Here is a 17,827-nt window from a genome sequence, read left to right as displayed (position 1 = left end):
CCGGGAGGGGCGGGAATGCCCGGGTCCGGTGCCGGCCACACCCCGTCGTCAGGCCGCCTGCCGCGCCCGTCGCCGCGTGAGCCGGCGGCCCAGCAGACCGTGCCGCGGCGCCAACAGGTACACGGCGACGAAGGCGAGGGCCTGGCAGACCACGATCGTGCCGCCGGTCGCGAGGTCGACGTGGAAGCTCAGGTAGGTGCCCAGCACGCTCGTCAGGACGGAGGTCCCGCTCGCGTAGAGCAGCATCCGCTCCATGCGATCGGTGAGCAGGTAGGCCGTGGCACCGGGGATGATCAGCATCGCGACGACGAGGACGACGCCGACCGCCTGCAGCGCGGTCACCACGGAGAGGGCGAGCAGCCCGAGCAGCAGGACCTCGGTCCGCCGCGGCGAGATCCCGACGGCATGGCTGTGGACGCGGTCGAAGGCGAACAGCGTCAGGTCCCGGTGCTTGAGCCCGACGACGAGCAGCACGACGGCGCCCAGCGCGCCGATCTGCACCAGGTCGGCCGTCGAGACCCCGAGCAGGTTGCCGAACAGGATGTGGAACAGGTCGGTGTCGCTGGGCGTCCGCGAGACCAGCACGATCCCGAGCGCGAACAGCCCGGTGAACACCACGCCGATCGCGGCGTCCTCCTTGACCCGCGACGTCCGCCGCACGACGCCGATGGCTCCGACCGCGCCGGCCCCGAAGACGAAGGCGCCGACGCCGAAGGGGATGCCGACGATGTAGGAGAGCACCACGCCCGGGAGGACGGCGTGCGAGACCGCGTCGCCCAGCAGCGACCAGCCGATGAGGGTCAGCCAGCACGAGAGGACCGCGCCGACGAGGCCGGCGACGACGGCGGCGAGCAGCGCCCGCACCATGAACTCGAACTGGAGCGGCGCCACGATCCAGTCGACGACCGCGCTCATGCGGACCTCGTCTCGTCGGTGACGAACCCGAACACCCGGCTCAGGACCTCCGGCGTCAGGACCTCCTCGGGTGGCCCGGCCGCGAGCACGCGCTGCTGGAGCAGCACGGCGCGGTCGCACAGCCGTCCCACGCCGGCGAGGTCGTGGGTCGCGACGAGCAGGGTCGCGCCCTCGGTGCGCAGCTCGCGCAGCAGACTGCTGATGGTCGCCTGGGAGCGCGCGTCCACTCCGGCGAACGGCTCGTCGAGCAGCAGCAGGCTCGCCTGCTGCGCGAGCGCGCGGGCGAGGAACACCCGCTGGCGCTGGCCACCGGACAGGGCACCGATCTGCCGGTCGGCGAGGTCGGCCAGGTCGACCCGCTCCAGGGCCTCGTCGACGGCGGCCCGATCGGCCCTCGACGCCCGCCGTCGGAAGCCCATCCGGCCGTAGCGCCCCATGGTCACGACGTCGCGCACGAGCACCGGGAAGGTCCAGTCCACGGCGCTGACCTGCGGCATGTACGCGATGCGGCCCGCGCGGCGCGCCCGGTCGGACGGACCGTCCAGGACCCGGACCTCACCCTGCTGCGGACGGACCAGGCCCATGACGGCGTTGAAGAGGGTCGACTTGCCGGAACCGTTGACGCCGAGGAGCGCCCCGAGGGTGCCGGCCGACAGGTCGAGGTCCACGCCGTCCAGGGCGAGGACCTCGCCGTAACGGACGCTGAGGTCCCGGATCCGGAGGACCGGCTGGTCGCCCGCCGTCACGGCGCGGTGGTGAGGGTCGAGCCGATGGTGCGGGCGTCGTGGCGCAGCAGCTCCAGGTAGGTCGGCACCGGGCCGTCCGCCTCGGAGAGCGAGTCGACGTAGAGCGGCGGCCCGAGGCGCGCGCCCGTGTCCGCGGCGACCTGCCGCTGGGCGCCGTCGTTGACGGTGGACTCGCAGAAGACGGCCGGCACGTCGTTCTGCCGCACGAACTCCACGGTGGCGGCGATCTGCTGCGGGGTGCCCTCCGCGTCGGAGTTCACCGGCCACAGGTAGCCCTCCCGCAGCCCGGCGTCTCGCGTCAGGTAGGAGAACGCGCCCTCGCAGGAGACCAGGGCCCGCTGGTTCGGCGGCAGCGCGGACAGGGTGGCGACGAGCTCGTCGTTCACCCGCCGCAGCTCGCCGGTGTAGCGCTCGGCGTTCGCGCGGTACTGCGCGGCGCCGGCCGGGTCGAGGCGGGTCAGGGCGTCGCGGATGTTCTCCACGTAGACGACGCCGTTGAGGGGCGACATCCACGCGTGCGGGTTCGGCGCTCCGGTGTAGCTGCCGGACGTGATGGGGATCGGGGTCGTGCGGTCGCTCAGGGTGGCCGCCGGGGTCTCGGCGCGCTCGATGAACTGGTCGAACCACCGCTCGAGCCCGAGGCCGTTGTCGAGGATCAGGTCGGCGTCGGCGCCGCGGACCAGGTCGTCCGGCGTCGGCTCGTACTCGTGGATCTCGGCTCCCGGCCGGGTGACGGACTCGACGTCCACGCGTCCGCCCGCCACCTCGCGGGTCATGTCGGCGATGACGGTGAAGGTGGTGAGGACCGTGAGCCGCCCCCCGTCGTCCTCCTCCGGCGGAGACCCGCACCCGGCGAGCAGCAGGCCGAGCGTCGCGGCGAGGGCGACGAGGCCCGCGCCGGGCCGACGATTTCGCCATACGACGTGATCGTTGTTCGGCACGCCGAAAACGTAGTGGTGGTGCCACCGAACGGCAAGACCGGACAATTCGGTTGTCCCGGGGGCCGTCGGACGCTGGGATCGGCGACATGGAGAACGTCCTGGCCCTGCCCGACGACGGCCCGCTGATCGACGGCGAGCGCGCCGCGGTCGACGTGCTGGGCGAGGCGTTCGGGGCGGGCGCGGACACCGTCGTCGTCCCGGTCGCGCGGCTCTCACCGGACTTCTTCGTCCTGCGGACCGGCGTCGCGGGGGCGATCACGCAGAAGTTCGTCCAGTACGGGATCCGGTTGGTCGTCCTGGGGGAGCCCACCGCGGTCGCGGGGCCGGTCGCGGACTGGACGCGGGAGGCGAACCGGGGACGGGAGCTGTGGTTCGTCACCGACCGGGCGGACCTGGAGGACCGGCTCGCGCGAGGATGACGCCGTGGCCCGCGTGGACTTCTTCGACGACCCGTCCGCTCCCCGGGCGACCACCCGCATCCCGGGAGCCTCGGCGGCCGTCCGGGACGAGCGGGGTCGGCTGCTGCTGATCCGCCGGGAGGACACCGGGCAGTGGGCGCTGCCGGGCGGCATCTTCGAGCTCGACGAGACCATCGCCGAGTGCGCGGTGCGTGAGACGCGGGAGGAGGCCGGCGTCGAGATCGCGGTGACGGGCCTGGTCGGGATCTACACCGACCCGCGGCACGTGGCCCTGCTCGACGACGGGCGGGCGATCCAGCCCCTCGGCGTGTGCTTCCACGCGCGCCCGGTCGGCGGTGAGGCCCGTCCCGACGGGGTCGAGACGACCGCCGTGGCATGGGTCGAGCCGGAGCGGCTCGGGGAGTACGAGCTCTTCCCCACCCACCGCGAGCGGATCGCCGACGCGCTCTCGGGCTCCGATCAGCCCCGGCTGGCCTGACCGGCGGCGCGCAGGGCCTCCCGCTCCAGGCGCGCGACGTGGCCCTGGCGCTGGGCGGCGGCGAGGTTGCCCAGGTTGTCGTGGTCGCGGCGCAGGCCCGCGGCGCCGTCGACGAGCTCGCGCAGGATGTCCGCGTGCCCGGCGTGCCGGTGGGTCTCGGCCGTCATGTGCACGAGGATCCGGTGCAGGGTGACCTCCGCCCGCTCCTCGGGCCAGTGCGGGACCCGGCCGGTCGCGTCGAGGTCCAGTGCCTCGATGGTGGCGTCCGAGTGCTCCGCTGCGCGGGCGTAGAGGTCCAGGATCGCCGCGCGGGACTCGTCGGCGGTGGCCCACAGGTCGGCCTCCGGCTCCACGTGCGCCTCGAACCAGCCCACGGTCTCGGCGAACGGCCGGTCGAAGACCTCGCCGAAGTAGCCGGACTCCACGATCGCGAGGTGCTTGACCATGCCCAGCAGGTTGGTGCCGGTCGGCGTGAGCGGGCGGCGGACGTCGTACTCGCCCAGGCCCTCCAGCTTCCAGACGACCGCGTCGCGCGCCTGGACCAGGTAGTGGTGCAACGTGCTCTTCGCATCCGGGGCGGCCACGGCCGCCCACCCTGCCACGACCGCCCCGCCCGGAGGGCCCCACGGACGATGAGGCATCGTCGGGGTGCGGCGCGCCCTGCGCCGGCACCGGCGAGGAGGGAGCAGGACCCGCGATGACCGAGGGACGGACGGGCGTCGACGAGGCGGACACGGAGGTCGGGCGCACCTCGGCGACGCCGGAGCCCGCCACCGAGGACACCGGGGACACCGTGGACGGGCAGGCGACCGCCGGGCCGCAGCCGGGCGAGACGGTCCCCGCGGCGGACCTGCCCGGCGAGCCGCAGGACACCGGCGCCGTCGCCGCCGACGAGGGCCGGCACTCCGCGCCCGAGGACGACGAGGCGTGGGCCGACGCGGAGGACAAGGCGTACAAGAAGGAGCTCCGCAAGGGCCTCGCCTTCGGGGCAGCGGGTGGTCTCGTCCTGGGTGCGATCGTCGCGCTGCTGCTCGGAGCGTTCGTCTACCCGGGCTATCTCGGCGGCCCGGGGAGCCCGGAGGACACCGCGAACCAGGCGGTCACCGCGCTCACCGCCAAGGACGCACCCACGCTGGACCAGCTCTCCTGCCGCGGCCCGGACGGCGCGCCGGTCTCGGCCCTGTCCCCGCAGGTGCTGCAGCTCGTGGCCTCCGTGCGGCCGACCGGCCCGACCACGACCGTGATCGACACCGAGGCCCGCACCCCGGTCGACCTCACCCTGACCTTCCAGGGCCAGAGCCAGACGCTGCCCTCCGAGGTCGTGCTCGGGCAGACGGGCGGCTCGTGGTGCGTGAAGGGGCTCGCGCAGCGTCAGTAGGCGGACCTACGGCGCGATCCCGGCGGCGTGCGCGAGCAACCCGACCTGCGTGCGGTTGTCGCAGTCGAGCTTGCGCATCGCCGTCGAGACGTAGCCCTTCACGGTCGCCTCGGAGAGGAACAGCCGCGCCCCGATCTCGGCGTTCGACAGCCCGGCGCCGACCGCGGCGACGACCTCGGTCTCGCGCCCGGTGAGGACCGCCAGCCGCTCGGCGGCGCCGGCGCGGGCGCGGGACGTCTCGGCCGAGGCGCCGACCAGCCGGGCCGTCGCCTCCGGGGACAGCACGGAGTGGCCGTCGGCCGCGACACGGACCAGACGGACCAGGTCGCCGGGGTCGGTCGACTTCAGTAGGAAGCCGGAGGCGCCCGCGCCGAGGGCCCGCAGGACGGCGTCGTCGGCGTCGAAGGTGGTCAGCACGACCACCCGCGCGCCCGTGTCGACCAGTGCGGGCAGGGCCGCGAAACCGTCGACGCCGGGCATGCGCAGGTCGAGCAGGACGACGTCCGGGCGGTGCCGGACGGCCAGCTCGACCGCCTCCGCGCCGTCGCCCGCGGTGCCGACCACCGCGAGCTCCCCGGACGCGTCCAGGATCGTCCGCAGGTGCGCGCACACCATCGGCTCGTCGTCGACGACGAGGACCCGGACCGGCACGCCGCGGAGCGTCTCACGTCCCGGTCGGCACGTAGGCGGGCAATCGGGCGCGCACCGCGAACCCCGACGCCTCCGGACCGGCCTCCAGCGTCCCGCCGACCATCGCGACCCGGCGTCGCAGGCCGTCGAGGCCCGCGCCGCCGCCGGTCGCCGCGAGCTCGGGGTCCGGCTCGCCGCCGGAGTCGACCACCGCCACCCGCGCCCCGTCGTCGTAGGTGACACCGACGCTCACCCGGGCACCGCGGGCGTGCTTGCCGGCGTTGCTGAGCGCCTCCTGCACGACCCGGACGAGCGTGCGCGCGACCGTCGGCGCCAGGGACGCCGGGTCGCCCCGCTCGGTCAGCGAGACGTCCATCCCCACCCCGCGCGACGCCTCGACCAGGTCGGCGACCGCCTCGCGGTCGACCTCGGTGTCCGCGGCGGGGGAGCCGGCCGTCCCCGGACCGCCGCCGCGCAGGACCCCGACGAGGTCGCGCAGCTCGGCCAGCGCCGCCCGGCCCGCCCGCCGCAGTTCCTCTGCGGCGGTGGCGACGGCGGGGTCGGTCGACGTGGCCTGCAACGCCCCGGCCTGCAGGACCATGAGGTTCACGCGGTGGGTGACGACGTCGTGCATCTCGGCGGCCAGCCGCGCGCGTTCCTGGGCGCGGGCGGTCTCCTCCGCCCGGTCGGCGCGCTCGTGGGCCGCGGCGATCAGCTCGCGGCGGGTGCCCACGTAGAGCCCCGCGAGGGCGACGAGCACGGACATGCCCAGCAGGAACGCGTGGTCGTTGATCCGGAAGGCGATCCAGCCCCGCTCGCCGACGAACGCGGCCCCGAACAGCAGCGGCACCAGCCACCACAGGTGCGCGCGTCGGTGCAGGTACGCGCCGGCGGCGTAGATCGCGCCGTAGACGAACCAGTTGCCGGCGAGCGCGAGGGTCAGACCCGCCGTCAGGACGGCCACCGCCACCGGCCGGACGCGGCGGAACAGCAGGACGACCGTGAGGGCCACCGCCACCGCGAGCTCGCCCGCCGGCGGGAGCGCGACGAGCGGGTGCGGGGAGGCGGGGAACAGCACGACGAGGCCGACGCCCCACACCCCGAAGGCGAGGGCGACCGCGACGTCGGTCCGCGTCACCCCCGACGCAACGGCGCGCGCCGGCCCCAGGTCAGGCACCGCCACCCCCACTCCACCGGGCCGTAGGTGAAGTGTCGCAGCCAGAGACGGCTCCAGAGCACCTGGACGACGAGGATGCCCACGGTCAGCCCCGCGATCGCGGGACCGTCCGCGAGCGAGTCGATCCCGAGCAGCGGCCCGAGGGTGAGGAACAGGACCGTGGCGGCCAGGTAGTTCGTCAGCGCCATGCGACCCACCGGCGCGAACACCGCGTCCATCGCCGGCCCGAGCGGGGTGCGCAGCAGGAGCAGCACCAGGCAGGAGTACGCGATCGCGCCGGCGACCGCGGCGGTCGCGTGCAGGAGGTCGCCGCCGAGTGCCCCGCCGAAGACGCTGACGACCGGGAGCCGCACGTCGGCGAGCTGGGCGGCCGTCCACGCGAGCACCACCACCGCGCCGACCGCGAAGGCGACGGCGACCCGGCCCGGGTGCCGCCGGAGCCCGTCCGGCACGCCGACCCGGGCCAGCCCGAACCCGAACGGCAGCAGGCCGGCGATCAGCCCCACGCTGGTCTGCACCTGCGGCAGCAGCACGAGCAGCACGATCCCGACGACGAGGCATGCGCGTGGGGGCAGGAACGACATCGGGATCAGCAGCACGAGACCGACGAGCGCGTACGGGAAGAGGGCCTCCCCGACGTGGAAGAACTGGTGGACGCCGCCGATCACCAGCAGGACCGCGAGCCGTCGGGCCAGCACCAGCCGGGGACGCTCGGTGCGCCGGGCCGCACGCTCGAGGAACAGGCCGAACCCGACGCCGAAGAGCATCGCGAAGATCGGCATGAACCGTTCGTAGAAGATCAGGTCCACCGCGGTCGGCAGCACGTTCCGGGCCGACGGGTCGCCGCGCAGCCAGACCAGCTGCTGGTAGACGTTGATCACCAGGATCCCGCAGAGCGCGACGCCGCGGAGGACGTCGAGCTCGGAGATCCGGTCGCCCGGCGTGGAGACGGCCTCCGGCTCGCCGCGGGCGGGCCGGCGGCGGGGCACGGTCGGGTCGGCGGTCATGTCGACGAGCATGGTCGGCGACGGCGGCCCGGCGCTGCCCCCGACCGTCGTCGCCGACCCCGACGAAAGTCGGGCGTCAGGCCGGCCATGCCTCCGGCACCTCGCGGGCGATCTCGTCGAGCCAGATGCGCGCCGAGGAGTCCGAGGGCGCCCGCCAGTCGCCGCGCGGGGAGAGCGCCCCGCCCGCGGAGACCTTCGGGCCGTTCGGCACCGCGGAGCGCTTGAACTGGGCGAACTGGAAGAAGCGCTGGACGAACACCTCGAGCCAGCGGCGGATCTCGGGCAGGTCGTAGGCGACCCGGTCGTCGTCGGGGAAGCCGGGCGGCCACGGCCCGGCCGCCGCGTCGTGCCACGCGTGCCACGCCAGGAACGCGATCTTCGAGGGCCGGGACCCGTGGCGCAGGACCTGCCACAGCGTGAAGTCCTGCAGGTTGTACGGCCCGATCTTCTCCTGGCTGGACTGCACCGGGGCGTCCTCGGTCGCCGGCACCAGCTCCGGGGTGATCTCGGTGTCCAGCACCGACTGCAGGACCTCGCCGACCTCGTCGTCGAACTGCTCCGAGGAGATCACCCAGCGGATCAGGTGCTGCACGAGCGTCTTCGGCACCCCGCCGTTGACGTTGTAGTGCGACATCTGGTCGCCGACGCCGTACGTGGACCAGCCCAGGGCGATCTCCGAGAGGTCCCCGGTGCCCAGGACGATCCCGTTCCGCTGGTTCGCGGCCCGGAACAGGTAGTCGGTGCGCAGCCCGGCCTGGACGTTCTCGAAGGTGACGTCGTAGACGGGCTCGCCGGAGGAGAACGGGTGGTCCAGGTTCGCCAGCATCAGGCGGGCGGTCTCGGTGATGTCGATCTCGGCGAACGTCACGCCGAGGGCCTCGCACAGCCGCTGCGCGTTGCCCTTGGTGCGCTCGCCGGTGGCGAAGCCGGGCAGGGTGAAGGCCAGGATGTCGCTGCGCGGACGCCCCGCCCGGTCGAGCGCGCGGGCCGCGACGATCAGGGCGTGCGTGGAGTCCAGCCCGCCGGACACACCGATGACGATCTTCGGCTGGCCGATCGCGCGGAGCCGCTGCTCCAACCCGGACACCTGGATCGAGTAGGCCTCGTAGCAGTCCTGCGCGAGCCGCGAGGGGTCGGCGGGCACGAACGGGAATCGCTCGACCTCCCGCCGCAGGCCCAGGTCGCCGTCCGGCGGGTCGAGGGTGAACTCGATGGTGCGCCACCGGTCCAGCCGCTCCGCGTGGTGGCGCCGGTTGTCGTCGAACGTGCCCATCCGCAGCCGCTCGGAGGCCAGCAGGTCGAGATCGACGTCGGCGACGCAGTGCCGCTGGCCGTCCGGGAACCGCTCGGTGTCGGCGAGCAGCCGGCCGTTCTCGTGGATCGAGGTCTGGCCGTCCCAGGCGAGGTCGGTGGTCGACTCGCCCTCGCCGGCGGCGGCGTAGACGTACGCGGCGGCGCACCGCGCCGAGGAGGACTGCGTGAGCAGCTGCCGGTCGTCCGCGCGGGCCACGGTGATCGGGCTGCCGGACAGGTTCGCCAGCACGGTGGCGCCGGCCAGGGCGGCCTCGGCGCTCGGCGGGACCGGGACGAACATGTCCTCGCAGATCTCCGCGTGCAGCACGAGGCCGGGCACGTCGGTGGCGGCGAAGAGGAGGTCCGGCCCGAACGGGACGTCGGCGCCCTGCAGCCGGATCGTGCCGTGCTGGTCGTCGCCCGCGGCGGCCTGCCGGCGCTCGTAGAACTCGCGGTAGGTGGGCAGGTACGACTTCGGCGCCACCCCCAGGACCCGCCCCCGGTGGACCACGACCGCGCAGTTGTACATGCGGTGCCGGTGGCGCAGCGGGGCCCCGACGACGAGCACCGGGGTGAGACCGGCGGTGCGCTCCACCAGGTCGGCCAGCGCGGTCTCGACGGCGTCGAGCAGCGTGTCCTGCAGCAGGAGGTCCTCGATCGAGTACCCGGAGAGCGTCAGCTCCGGGAACACGACCAGCGCCGCGCCCTCGTCGTGGCAGGTGTGCGCCATCTCCACGACGGCGTCGGCGTTGGCGGGCGGGTCGGCCAGGGACGTGCGCAGCGTCGCGGCCGCCACCCGCGCGAAGCCGTGGCGGTAGGCGTTCGTGAAGTCGTACGAGCCGATCGCGGACACGGGCCCTCCCGGTGATCACTGCGCGTGCGACCGCAGTGTGCCCGACCGGTCCGACATCGACGCCCGTGATCGAACGGGACCGGACCGGGGCCCCGACTCCCCGGCCCGGCGCGGGGTCAGCGGCGCTTCGCGGGACGCCGACGTCGCGTGCCGTAGCCCGCCATCACGTCGAACACGCCCAGCACGCGCTCGAACGCACGTCCGGCCCTACGCAACCTGCTCATCGCGGATCTGCCCTTCCATGACGACGTCGGTGCGGCGCCGACGGTCGCAGACTCACATCCGTGTGAAGCGGACGGGGGGTCAGACCCAGGCCATCGCGCGGCGGTGGGTCCAGTACTCGTCGGAGGGCCGGGCGAGCGCGGCCAGGTCCTCGAGCTCGGCGTCGGACAGGGAGACCGGGGCGAGGTTCGCGGCGAGCTGCGCCGGGCCGGCCGCCCCGGAGAGCACGACGTCGACGAACGGCTGCGCCGCGATCGCGGCGAGCGCCACCGCGTCCGGGCCGACCCCGTGGGTGGCGGCGACCCGGGACAGCGTCGCGGGCGGGTCGACGACGAGCCGGCCGTTGGCCACGCCCTCCTTGACCAGCACCAGCACCCCGTCGTCGTGAGCCGCCGTCAGCGCCGGCCCGACCGAGGTCTCCAGCAGGTTCCACGTCGACTGCACCGCGGTGAACAGCGGTGCGCCGCCGACCCGCAGGGCGAGGCCGCGGCGCACCGCGTCGGCCTGGTCGGGACCCGACGTCGAGAACCCGAGCCGGATCCCGTCGTCGCGCAGGTCCCCGAGCGCGTCGAGCAGCGCACGGTCGTCGAACAGCGGGGAGTCCGTGGTCAGCGAGTGCACCTGGTAGAGGTCGGGCGGGCCGAGCACGTCGCGGGTCTCCGCCCACTGCGTGCGGAAGTGCCCGAGCGTGTGCTCCTTGACCTCGTGCACCTCCGCGTCCGGGTCCCAGTCCGCGGTGTAGCGGTAGCCCCACTTGCTCGAGACGCGGCACTCCCGACGACGGGTCGGGTGCGCCGCGAACCACGTGCCGAGGAACTCCTCCGCGCGGCCGTAGGAACGGGCGGCGTCGAAGGACCGGATCCCGGCGTCCCACGCGGCGTCGAGCGTGGCGTGCGCGAGCGTGCGCAGCTCCTCGACCGACCGGTGCACGCCGTCGCGGCCGAGGTTGACGTAGGTCGGCCGGCCGAGCGCGGCGAGGCCCAGCGCGAACTCACCCATCGCCTCATCGTATCCATCGGTGCTGGTCAGGGCCGCCACGGCACGATGTCGGGGGGCACGTCTAGACTCGCGGCCAACGCCCGGGCGGGTGTCGACGTCGAGGCCCCTGACGGGTCACCGTCGTACACCCCCGGTCGCGATCGAGGAGTCCCGCCCGGAGGAGAACGAGCTGTGAAGTCCACCGTCGAGCACCTGTCGCCGACGCGCGTCCGTCTCGCCGTCGAGGTGCCGTTCGACGAGCTCAAGCCGACCTTCGACCAGGCGTACAAGAAGATCGCCGGACAGGTCCGCATCCCCGGCTTCCGCCCGGGGAAGGCTCCCGCCCGCATCCTCGACCAGCGCCTCGGCCGGGGTGTCGTGCTCGAGGAGGTCGTCAACACCGCCGTGCCGCAGAAGTACGGCGAGGCGGTCGGCGAGAACGAGCTCAACCCGCTGGGGCAGCCGGAGATCGAGGTCACCTCGATCGACGACGGCGACAAGATCGCCTTCACCGCCGAGGTCGACGTCCGGCCGACCATCGAGCTGCCGGAGTTCTCGACGATCTCGGTGTCGGTCGACTCGGCCGAGGTCACCGACGAGGACGTGGACGACCAGCTGAAGGGTCTGCAGGCGCGCTTCGGCACGCTGTCCGGGGTCCAGCGCCCCGCGCAGGACGACGACTTCGTGGTCATCGACCTCTCGGCCACCGTCGACGGCGAGGCCCTCGAGGAGGCCCAGGCCTCCGGCATGAGCCACCAGGTCGGCTCCGGCCAGCTGATCGAGGGGCTCGACGAGGCCCTCGTCGGGATGTCCGCCGACGACACCAAGACCTTCACGACGAAGCTCGTCGCGGGCGACCACGCCGGCGAGGAGGCCGAGGTCACGGTCACCGTCTCGCAGGTCAAGGAGCGTCAGCTCCCCGAGGCCGACGACGAGTTCGCCCAGCTGGCGAGCGAGTTCGACACCCTCGACGAGCTCAAGGCCGACCTGCGCGAGCGCCACGGCCGGGTCAAGAAGATGGAGCAGGCCGGGCAGGCGCGGGACAAGGTGCTCGAGGCGCTGCTCGAGGCCGCCGACATCCCCGCCCCCGAGGGCGTCGTCGCCTCCGAGGTCGAGGTGCGCGCCCACGAGGCCGTGCACGAGTTCGACCACGACGAGGCCGCGCTCACCAAGTACGTCGAGTCCCAGGGGCAGACCCGCGAGGAGTTCGACGCCGAGCTGCGCACCACGGCCGAGCAGGCCGTGAAGACCCAGCTGCTGCTGGACGAGATCGCCGAGAAGGGCGAGGTCCAGGTCGACCAGCAGGAGCTGATGGAGCGCATCTTCATGCAGGCCCAGCGCTTCGGCATCAGCCCCGAGCAGTACATCCAGCAGGCCCAGGAGGCCAACCAGCTGGGTGCGATCTTCGCCGACGTGCGCCGCGGCAAGGCGCTGGCGTCGGTGGTGCAGGCCGCGACGGTCCTCGGCCCCGACGGCGAGGAGGTCGACCTCTCCGAGCTGTTCGGCACCGCCACGCCGGAGGACGGCGAGGAGGCGGCCGAGGTCGCCGACGAGACCGCGACGGTCGCGTCCGGCACCGACGAGGACTCCGACGCCGTCGTCGTCGAGGGCGCCGAGGCCGACGAGACCGCCGACGCCTCCGCGCCGAAGGCCTGAGTCCCCGCGTCCGGTCCCGGGCGCGTGTGCCCACAGCGAACACGCGCCCGTGACGGACGATCGCGGCCGCCGCGATCGTTAGTGTCGTCAGCAGCGCTGCGTCAGAACCCCAACACCCAAGGAAAGCAGGGACAGGTGAGCCAGCACCTCTCCGACCCGTCCGGGGCGGTCATGCGGTCCGCCGGCGGGTCGATGACGCTCAACGACTCGGTCTACGAGCGCCTCCTGCGGGAACGGATCATCGTTCTCGGCCAGGAGGTCAACGACTCGATCGCGAACCAGATCTCCGCCCAGCTCCTCCTGCTGTCCGCGGAGGACCCGAACACCGACATCACGCTCTACATCAACTCGCCGGGCGGCTCCGTCTCGGCGGGCATGGCGATCTACGACACCATGCAGTGGATCGAGCCCGACGTCTCCACCGTGGCCATGGGCCTCGCGGCCTCCATGGGGCAGTTCCTGCTCTCGGCGGGTGCCCCGGGCAAGCGGCTGGCCCTGCCGCACGCGCAGATCATGATGCACCAGCCCTCCGGCGGCCTCGGCGGCACGGAAACCGACATCACGATCCGCGCGGAGTCGCTGCGCAAGCTCAAGCGCCAGCTCGCCGAGCTGATCGCCGAGCACACCGGGCAGACCTTCGAGCAGATCACGGCCGACTCCGACCGCGACCGCTGGTTCGACCCGTACGAGGCGCAGGAGTACGGCTTCATCGACCACGTCGTCACCCGGGCGAGCGAGACCCGCTCGAACGGCAACGGCACCAGCGCCTGAGGAGACGCACCATGAGTGAGCTTCACGTTCCGGGTGGGCGTGCCGCGGCGTCGCCGGAGGCCCGCTACATCCTGCCGTCGTTCGTCGAGCGGACGAGCTACGGCGTGAAGGAGTCGAACCCCTACAACAAGCTCTTCGAGGAACGCATCATCTTCCTCGGGGTGCAGATCGACGACGCGTCCGCGAACGACGTCATGGCGCAGTTGCTGTTCCTGGAGTCCAACGACCCGGACCGCGACATCACCATGTACATCAACTCGCCGGGCGGCTCGTTCACCGCGCTCATGGCGATCTACGACACCATGCAGTACGTCCGGCCGGACATCGCGACGGTCTGCCTCGGGCAGGCCGCCTCGGCGGCGGCGGTCGTGCTGGCGGCCGGTGCGCCGGGCAAGCGCCTGGCGGTGCCGAACGCGCGGGTGATGATCCACCAGCCGGCCACCGAGGGCTTCTACGGGCAGGCCTCCGACCTGGAGATCCAGGCCAACGAGATCACCCGCATGCGCCGGCTGCTCGAGACGACGCTCGCGAACCACACCAACCGCACCGCGGAGCAGGTTCGCGACGACATCGAGCGCGACAAGATCCTCACGGCCGACGAGGCCAAGGACTACGGGATCATCGACGACGTCGTGGCCAGCCGGAAGCTCTCGGCGAACCGGTAGCCGCCCGCGGTGGGTGGTCGTCCCCGACCGCCCACCGCGTCGCCCGGCCGGGACGGCGCGTCGTCGCCCCGTCCGGCGGTACGACCAGCAGGATCGCCGCACCCCGAAGCCTCCCGCCCCGGCGGATCCGACGGGTACGGTCAATCACGACAGCGCGCACCGTCCGGGTGCGCCGGATGGGACACGAGGTCTGCTGCGATGGCACGCATCGGTGACGGCGGGGACCTGCTGAAGTGCTCGTTCTGCGGGAAGAGCCAGAAGCAGGTCAAGAAGCTCATCGCCGGCCCCGGCGTGTACATCTGCGACGAGTGCATCGACCTCTGCAACGAGATCATCGAGGAGGAGCTCGCCGAGGCCGGTGAGGTCAAGCTCGACGAGCTCCCGAAGCCCACCGAGATCCACGAGTTCCTCGACCAGTACGTCATCGGTCAGGACGACACGAAGAAGACGCTCTCGGTCGCCGTCTACAACCACTACAAGCGGGTGCAGGCGGGGGAGAAGAACCGGGAGAACTCCCGGGCGGACGACACCGTCGAGCTGGCGAAGTCGAACATCCTCATGCTCGGCCCGACCGGGTGCGGGAAGACCTACCTCGCGCAGACGCTCGCGAAGCTGCTGAACGTCCCGTTCGCGATCGCCGACGCCACGGCGCTCACCGAGGCCGGCTACGTCGGCGAGGACGTCGAGAACATCCTGCTGAAGCTGATCCAGGCCGCGGACTACGACGTCAAGCGCGCCGAGACCGGCATCATCTACATCGACGAGGTCGACAAGATCGCGCGGAAGTCGGAGAACCCGTCGATCACGCGCGACGTCTCCGGCGAGGGCGTCCAGCAGGCCCTCCTGAAGATCCTCGAGGGCACGACGGCGAGCGTGCCCCCGCAGGGCGGGCGCAAGCACCCGCACCAGGAGTTCATCCAGATCGACACGACGAACGTCCTGTTCATCGTGGCCGGGGCCTTCGCGGGCCTCGAGAAGATCATCGCAGAGCGGGTCGGCAAGGGCGGTCTCGGCTTCGGCGCGGACATCCGGTCGAAGGCCGAGATGGAGTCCGCGGAGTCCTTCGCCGACACCATGCCCGAGGACCTGATCAAGTTCGGCCTGATCCCCGAGTTCATCGGCCGCGTGCCGGTGATGGCGTCGGTGTCGAACCTCGACAAGCCCAGCCTGGTGCAGATCCTCACCGAGCCGCGCAACGCGCTCGTGAAGCAGTACCAGAAGCTGTTCGAGATGGACGGGGTCGAGCTCGAGTTCTCCCCGGAGGCCCTCGAGGCGATCGCCGACCAGGCCATCCTGCGCGGTACCGGCGCGCGCGGCCTGCGGGCGATCATGGAAGAGGTCCTCAACCCCGTCATGTACGACATCCCCAGCCGCGACGACGTCGCGAAGGTGGTCGTCACCGAGCAGACGGTCAAGGACAACGTCAACCCGACGATCGTCCCGCGCCAGCCGTCCCGGCGGGAGCGCCGCGACAAGTCGGCCTGAGCCGCACCGCCCCGAATCCCACGAGCGGGCCGTTCGTCACCTTCTTGCGTGACGGGCGGCCCGTTCGTCGTTGCGGGAGGTCACTCTCCTCCGCCGAGTGCGACGTGGCGCAGGTTCCGGGGCCGTTCGGCATGCCTCATGTCGCACTCGGGTGCGAGGGGCGGGCCGGTGCCGTGGGCCGCCTCGCCGAGTGCGACATGGCGCAGGTTCCCGGGCCGTTCGGCATGCCTCATGTCGCACTCGGGTGCGAGGGCGGCCTCGCCTACAGGTGCGGGTACGTCCGCGACGACGACGCCGGGCCGAACGGCAGCGTCGTCGGCGCGACGTGCTGGCCCAGGAACGCGATGACCTGCGGCAGGATCGTGGCGTAGTACGAGCCGGTGTGGCCGCCGGGGCTGATCCGCGAGTACTGCGGGCGGGCCAGCTCGACGTAGCGACGCACGGCCGGGGCGAACGCGTCGCGGTCGCCGCACCACATCCCCGTCGGGGTGCCGGCGAGCTCCGGGTAGAAGCGCAGCGGGTCGTTCGCCGCCCAGTCGGCGGGCCCGGCGAACGGCCGCCGCACGGCCACCGCCCAGTCGAGGAACAGGCCCGGCGACATCGCCGCGACCGCCTTGACCGGGGCCTGCCGCTGCGCCCGCGCCCGCGCGTACATCAGCGCGCCGGCCCCGCCCATCGACACGCCGCTCGCGAGGACCGGGACGCCCGCGGTGTCGCGGGCCATGCCGCGCTCGCCCAGCCAGACCGGCAGCTCGTCGAGCAGCATCCGCATCGGGTCGTCGCCGAGGCGGAACGGGTGCCAGTAGTTGTCCCCGCCGTCCAGGGCGGCCACGGCGAAGCGCGGCACCCCGGAGGCCCACGCGGTGCCGAGGGCACGGCGCATGCCGGGGTCGCCCCACCAGAGGGCGTTGCCGCCGAGGCCGTGCAGGCCGACCGCCACCGGCAGCGTGGTGCGGTCGACGCCGGCCGGCGAGGTGATCACGAGGCGCACCGAGCGGTTCCGGGCGCCTGAGGTCTCCCACTCCACGGTGGACACGGCGTCGGGTGCGCGGGGCGGGCGCGGGGCCGCGGGGACGCGCTGGGGGATGGGCGCCGGGGTGCCGAACGCGCCCGCCAGTGCCGTGGCCCCGGCGGCCAGGGCTCCCGCCCCGACGACCGCGCCACCCCCGGCGAGGAGCCGACGACGGCTCAGCCGCTGCTGCCCCGACACACCTCTCCCCTCGCCCGGACCCGTCGTCACGACGCGGTATCGGTCCCGGCGCCGGACGGTGTTACCCAGGATCCCCGTCGACCCCGGTGACGCGGGAGGCGCCAGCGTAGATGTTCATCGACCGTCCACGCAGGAAGCCGACCAGCGTCATGCCCGCGTCCTCGGCCATCTCGGCCGCGAGCGACGACGGTGCCGACACCGCGGCCAGCGCGGGGATCCCGGCCATGACGGCCTTCTGGGTCAGCTCGAACGACGCCCGGCCCGAGACCATCAGCACCGTACCGGCGGCCGGCACCGCCCCCGAGAGCAGGGCGTGCCCGACGACCTTGTCCACCGCGTTGTGCCGGCCCACGTCCTCGCGCACGGCGAGCAGCGTGCCGTCGGCGCGGAACAGCCCGGCACCGTGCAGCCCGCCGGTCGAGTCGAACACCTTCTGGGCGGCCCGGAGGGAGTCGGGGAGGGAGAACAGGACCTCGGCGGGGATCGAGACCGGGTCGTCGGCGGGGGAGAAGGCGGTGCGGGTCCGGACGGCGTCCAGCGACGCCTTGCCGCACACCCCGCAGCTGGAGGTCGTGTAGAAGCGTCGCTCCACCGAGTCGTCGGGCGGGGCGACGCCGGGTGCCAGGGCGAGGTCGAGGACGTTGTAGGTGTTCCGGCCGGTGTCGTCGACGGAGTCGCAGTAGCGGGCCGTGGCGATGTCGTCCGCCGAGGTGATGACGCCCTCGGTGAGCAGGAAACCGTGGGCGAGCTCGACGTCGTGGCCCGGGGTCCGCATCGTCACCGCCAGCGGCTTCCCGTCGATGCGGATCTCCAGCGGTTCCTCGGCGGCCAGGGCGTCCGGTCGCCGGGACACGCCCTGCTCGCGCACGCGCACGACCGGACGACGCACCGTCACTCGGCCCACGGTGACCACCTCGCTCGCACTCGCTCGAATGGTGGGACTCGGACAGCGGTGACATAGTCGCCCGGTCACACGCCCGTCACACACGGTTGCGCCCGTAGG

Annotated in this window: 18 protein-coding genes; 7 read left to right on the top strand and 11 right to left on the bottom strand. The window is 73.1% G+C overall.

Going from position 1 to position 17,827, the window contains the following annotated elements:
* Positions 1 to 48: 48 nt before the first annotated feature.
* Genes WCD74_RS04255 through WCD74_RS04245 form a run of 3 tightly spaced genes read right to left on the bottom strand, consistent with a single transcriptional unit; the run spans position 49 to position 2,602 of the window.
* Positions 49 to 915, bottom strand: a complete 867-nt coding sequence (locus tag WCD74_RS04255) for a metal ABC transporter permease (RefSeq protein ID WP_337693571.1) — start codon at positions 913 to 915, stop codon at positions 49 to 51.
* On the bottom strand, positions 912 to 1,661 hold the full coding sequence (locus tag WCD74_RS04250) for a metal ABC transporter ATP-binding protein (protein ID WP_337693570.1): 750 nt from the start codon (positions 1,659 to 1,661) through the stop codon (positions 912 to 914). Before WCD74_RS04250 ends, WCD74_RS04255 begins: the two co-directional genes overlap by 4 nt.
* Positions 1,658 to 2,602: a metal ABC transporter substrate-binding protein gene (locus WCD74_RS04245; RefSeq protein ID WP_337693569.1), complete on the bottom strand. Its 945-nt coding sequence runs from the start codon at positions 2,600 to 2,602 to the stop codon at positions 1,658 to 1,660. The genes WCD74_RS04250 and WCD74_RS04245 overlap by 4 nt, the downstream gene beginning before the upstream one ends.
* 86 nt (positions 2,603 to 2,688) lie before the next feature.
* On the opposite strand from WCD74_RS04245, the gene WCD74_RS04240 reads away from it, so the two are divergent.
* On the top strand, positions 2,689 to 3,021 hold the full coding sequence (locus WCD74_RS04240; protein ID WP_337693568.1) for a DUF4180 domain-containing protein: 333 nt from the start codon (positions 2,689 to 2,691) through the stop codon (positions 3,019 to 3,021).
* 4 nt (positions 3,022 to 3,025) lie between these two features.
* On the top strand, positions 3,026 to 3,499 hold the full coding sequence (locus WCD74_RS04235) for an NUDIX domain-containing protein (RefSeq protein ID WP_337693567.1): 474 nt from the start codon (positions 3,026 to 3,028) through the stop codon (positions 3,497 to 3,499).
* Here the strand turns inward: WCD74_RS04235 and WCD74_RS04230 are convergent.
* Complete coding sequence (locus WCD74_RS04230) at positions 3,481 to 4,083, bottom strand: DinB family protein (protein WP_337693566.1); 603 nt, start codon at positions 4,081 to 4,083, stop codon at positions 3,481 to 3,483. The two genes, WCD74_RS04235 and WCD74_RS04230, sit on opposite strands and share 19 nt — an antisense overlap.
* 113 nt (positions 4,084 to 4,196) lie before the next feature.
* On the opposite strand from WCD74_RS04230, the gene WCD74_RS04225 reads away from it, so the two are divergent.
* Positions 4,197 to 4,877: a hypothetical protein gene (locus tag WCD74_RS04225; RefSeq protein ID WP_337693565.1), complete on the top strand. Its 681-nt coding sequence runs from the start codon at positions 4,197 to 4,199 to the stop codon at positions 4,875 to 4,877.
* A gap of 6 nt (positions 4,878 to 4,883) precedes the next feature.
* Here WCD74_RS04225 and WCD74_RS04220 read toward each other — a convergent pair whose 3' ends face one another.
* The 5 genes from WCD74_RS04220 to WCD74_RS04200 all read right to left on the bottom strand — a co-directional run bounded on the left by WCD74_RS04220 (position 4,884) and on the right by WCD74_RS04200 (position 11,058).
* Entirely contained in the window at positions 4,884 to 5,528 is a 645-nt protein-coding gene (locus WCD74_RS04220; protein ID WP_337693564.1) for a response regulator, read from the bottom strand.
* Positions 5,529 to 5,541: 13 nt separating this feature from the next.
* Positions 5,542 to 6,690, bottom strand: a complete 1,149-nt coding sequence (locus WCD74_RS04215; RefSeq protein WP_337693563.1) for a sensor histidine kinase — start codon at positions 6,688 to 6,690, stop codon at positions 5,542 to 5,544.
* The gene (locus WCD74_RS04210; protein ID WP_337693562.1) at positions 6,642 to 7,691 is read right to left on the bottom strand and encodes a DUF418 domain-containing protein; all 1,050 of its coding nucleotides are present in this window, start codon (positions 7,689 to 7,691) and stop codon (positions 6,642 to 6,644) included. Before WCD74_RS04210 ends, WCD74_RS04215 begins: the two co-directional genes overlap by 49 nt.
* A gap of 76 nt (positions 7,692 to 7,767) precedes the next feature.
* Positions 7,768 to 9,837 carry an NAD(+) synthase gene (locus tag WCD74_RS04205; RefSeq protein WP_337693561.1) on the bottom strand — a complete coding sequence of 690 codons (2,070 nt, stop codon included), beginning with the start codon at positions 9,835 to 9,837 and terminating at the stop codon, positions 7,768 to 7,770.
* 303 nt (positions 9,838 to 10,140) lie between these two features.
* Positions 10,141 to 11,058 carry an aldo/keto reductase gene (locus WCD74_RS04200; RefSeq protein ID WP_337693560.1) on the bottom strand — a complete coding sequence of 306 codons (918 nt, stop codon included), beginning with the start codon at positions 11,056 to 11,058 and terminating at the stop codon, positions 10,141 to 10,143.
* A gap of 171 nt (positions 11,059 to 11,229) precedes the next feature.
* On the opposite strand from WCD74_RS04200, the gene tig reads away from it, so the two are divergent.
* The 4 genes from tig to clpX all read left to right on the top strand — a co-directional run bounded on the left by tig (position 11,230) and on the right by clpX (position 15,614).
* A complete protein-coding gene (gene tig / locus WCD74_RS04195) occupies positions 11,230 to 12,693 on the top strand; it encodes a trigger factor (RefSeq protein ID WP_337693559.1) in 1,464 nt (487 codons plus the stop codon).
* A gap of 171 nt (positions 12,694 to 12,864) precedes the next feature.
* A complete protein-coding gene (locus tag WCD74_RS04190; protein ID WP_337693641.1) occupies positions 12,865 to 13,464 on the top strand; it encodes an ATP-dependent Clp protease proteolytic subunit in 600 nt (199 codons plus the stop codon).
* Positions 13,465 to 13,475: 11 nt separating this feature from the next.
* A complete protein-coding gene (locus WCD74_RS04185; RefSeq protein WP_337693558.1) occupies positions 13,476 to 14,129 on the top strand; it encodes an ATP-dependent Clp protease proteolytic subunit in 654 nt (217 codons plus the stop codon).
* Positions 14,130 to 14,327: 198 nt separating this feature from the next.
* Complete coding sequence (gene clpX, locus WCD74_RS04180; protein WP_337693557.1) at positions 14,328 to 15,614, top strand: ATP-dependent Clp protease ATP-binding subunit ClpX; 1,287 nt, start codon at positions 14,328 to 14,330, stop codon at positions 15,612 to 15,614.
* A gap of 262 nt (positions 15,615 to 15,876) precedes the next feature.
* Here clpX and WCD74_RS04175 read toward each other — a convergent pair whose 3' ends face one another.
* Together WCD74_RS04175 and fdhD are read right to left on the bottom strand one after the other, a co-directional pair.
* A complete protein-coding gene (locus tag WCD74_RS04175) occupies positions 15,877 to 16,824 on the bottom strand; it encodes an alpha/beta hydrolase (protein ID WP_337693556.1) in 948 nt (315 codons plus the stop codon).
* 61 nt (positions 16,825 to 16,885) lie between these two features.
* Positions 16,886 to 17,728 carry a formate dehydrogenase accessory sulfurtransferase FdhD gene (fdhD, locus tag WCD74_RS04170; protein WP_337693555.1) on the bottom strand — a complete coding sequence of 281 codons (843 nt, stop codon included), beginning with the start codon at positions 17,726 to 17,728 and terminating at the stop codon, positions 16,886 to 16,888.
* Between the last annotated feature and the right edge of the window lie 99 nt (positions 17,729 to 17,827).

The organism is Actinomycetospora aurantiaca, from assembly GCF_037401875.1.
Lineage (GTDB): Bacteria > Actinomycetota > Actinomycetes > Mycobacteriales > Pseudonocardiaceae > Actinomycetospora > Actinomycetospora aurantiaca.
This window is presented reverse-complemented; position numbering and strand designations above follow the sequence as displayed.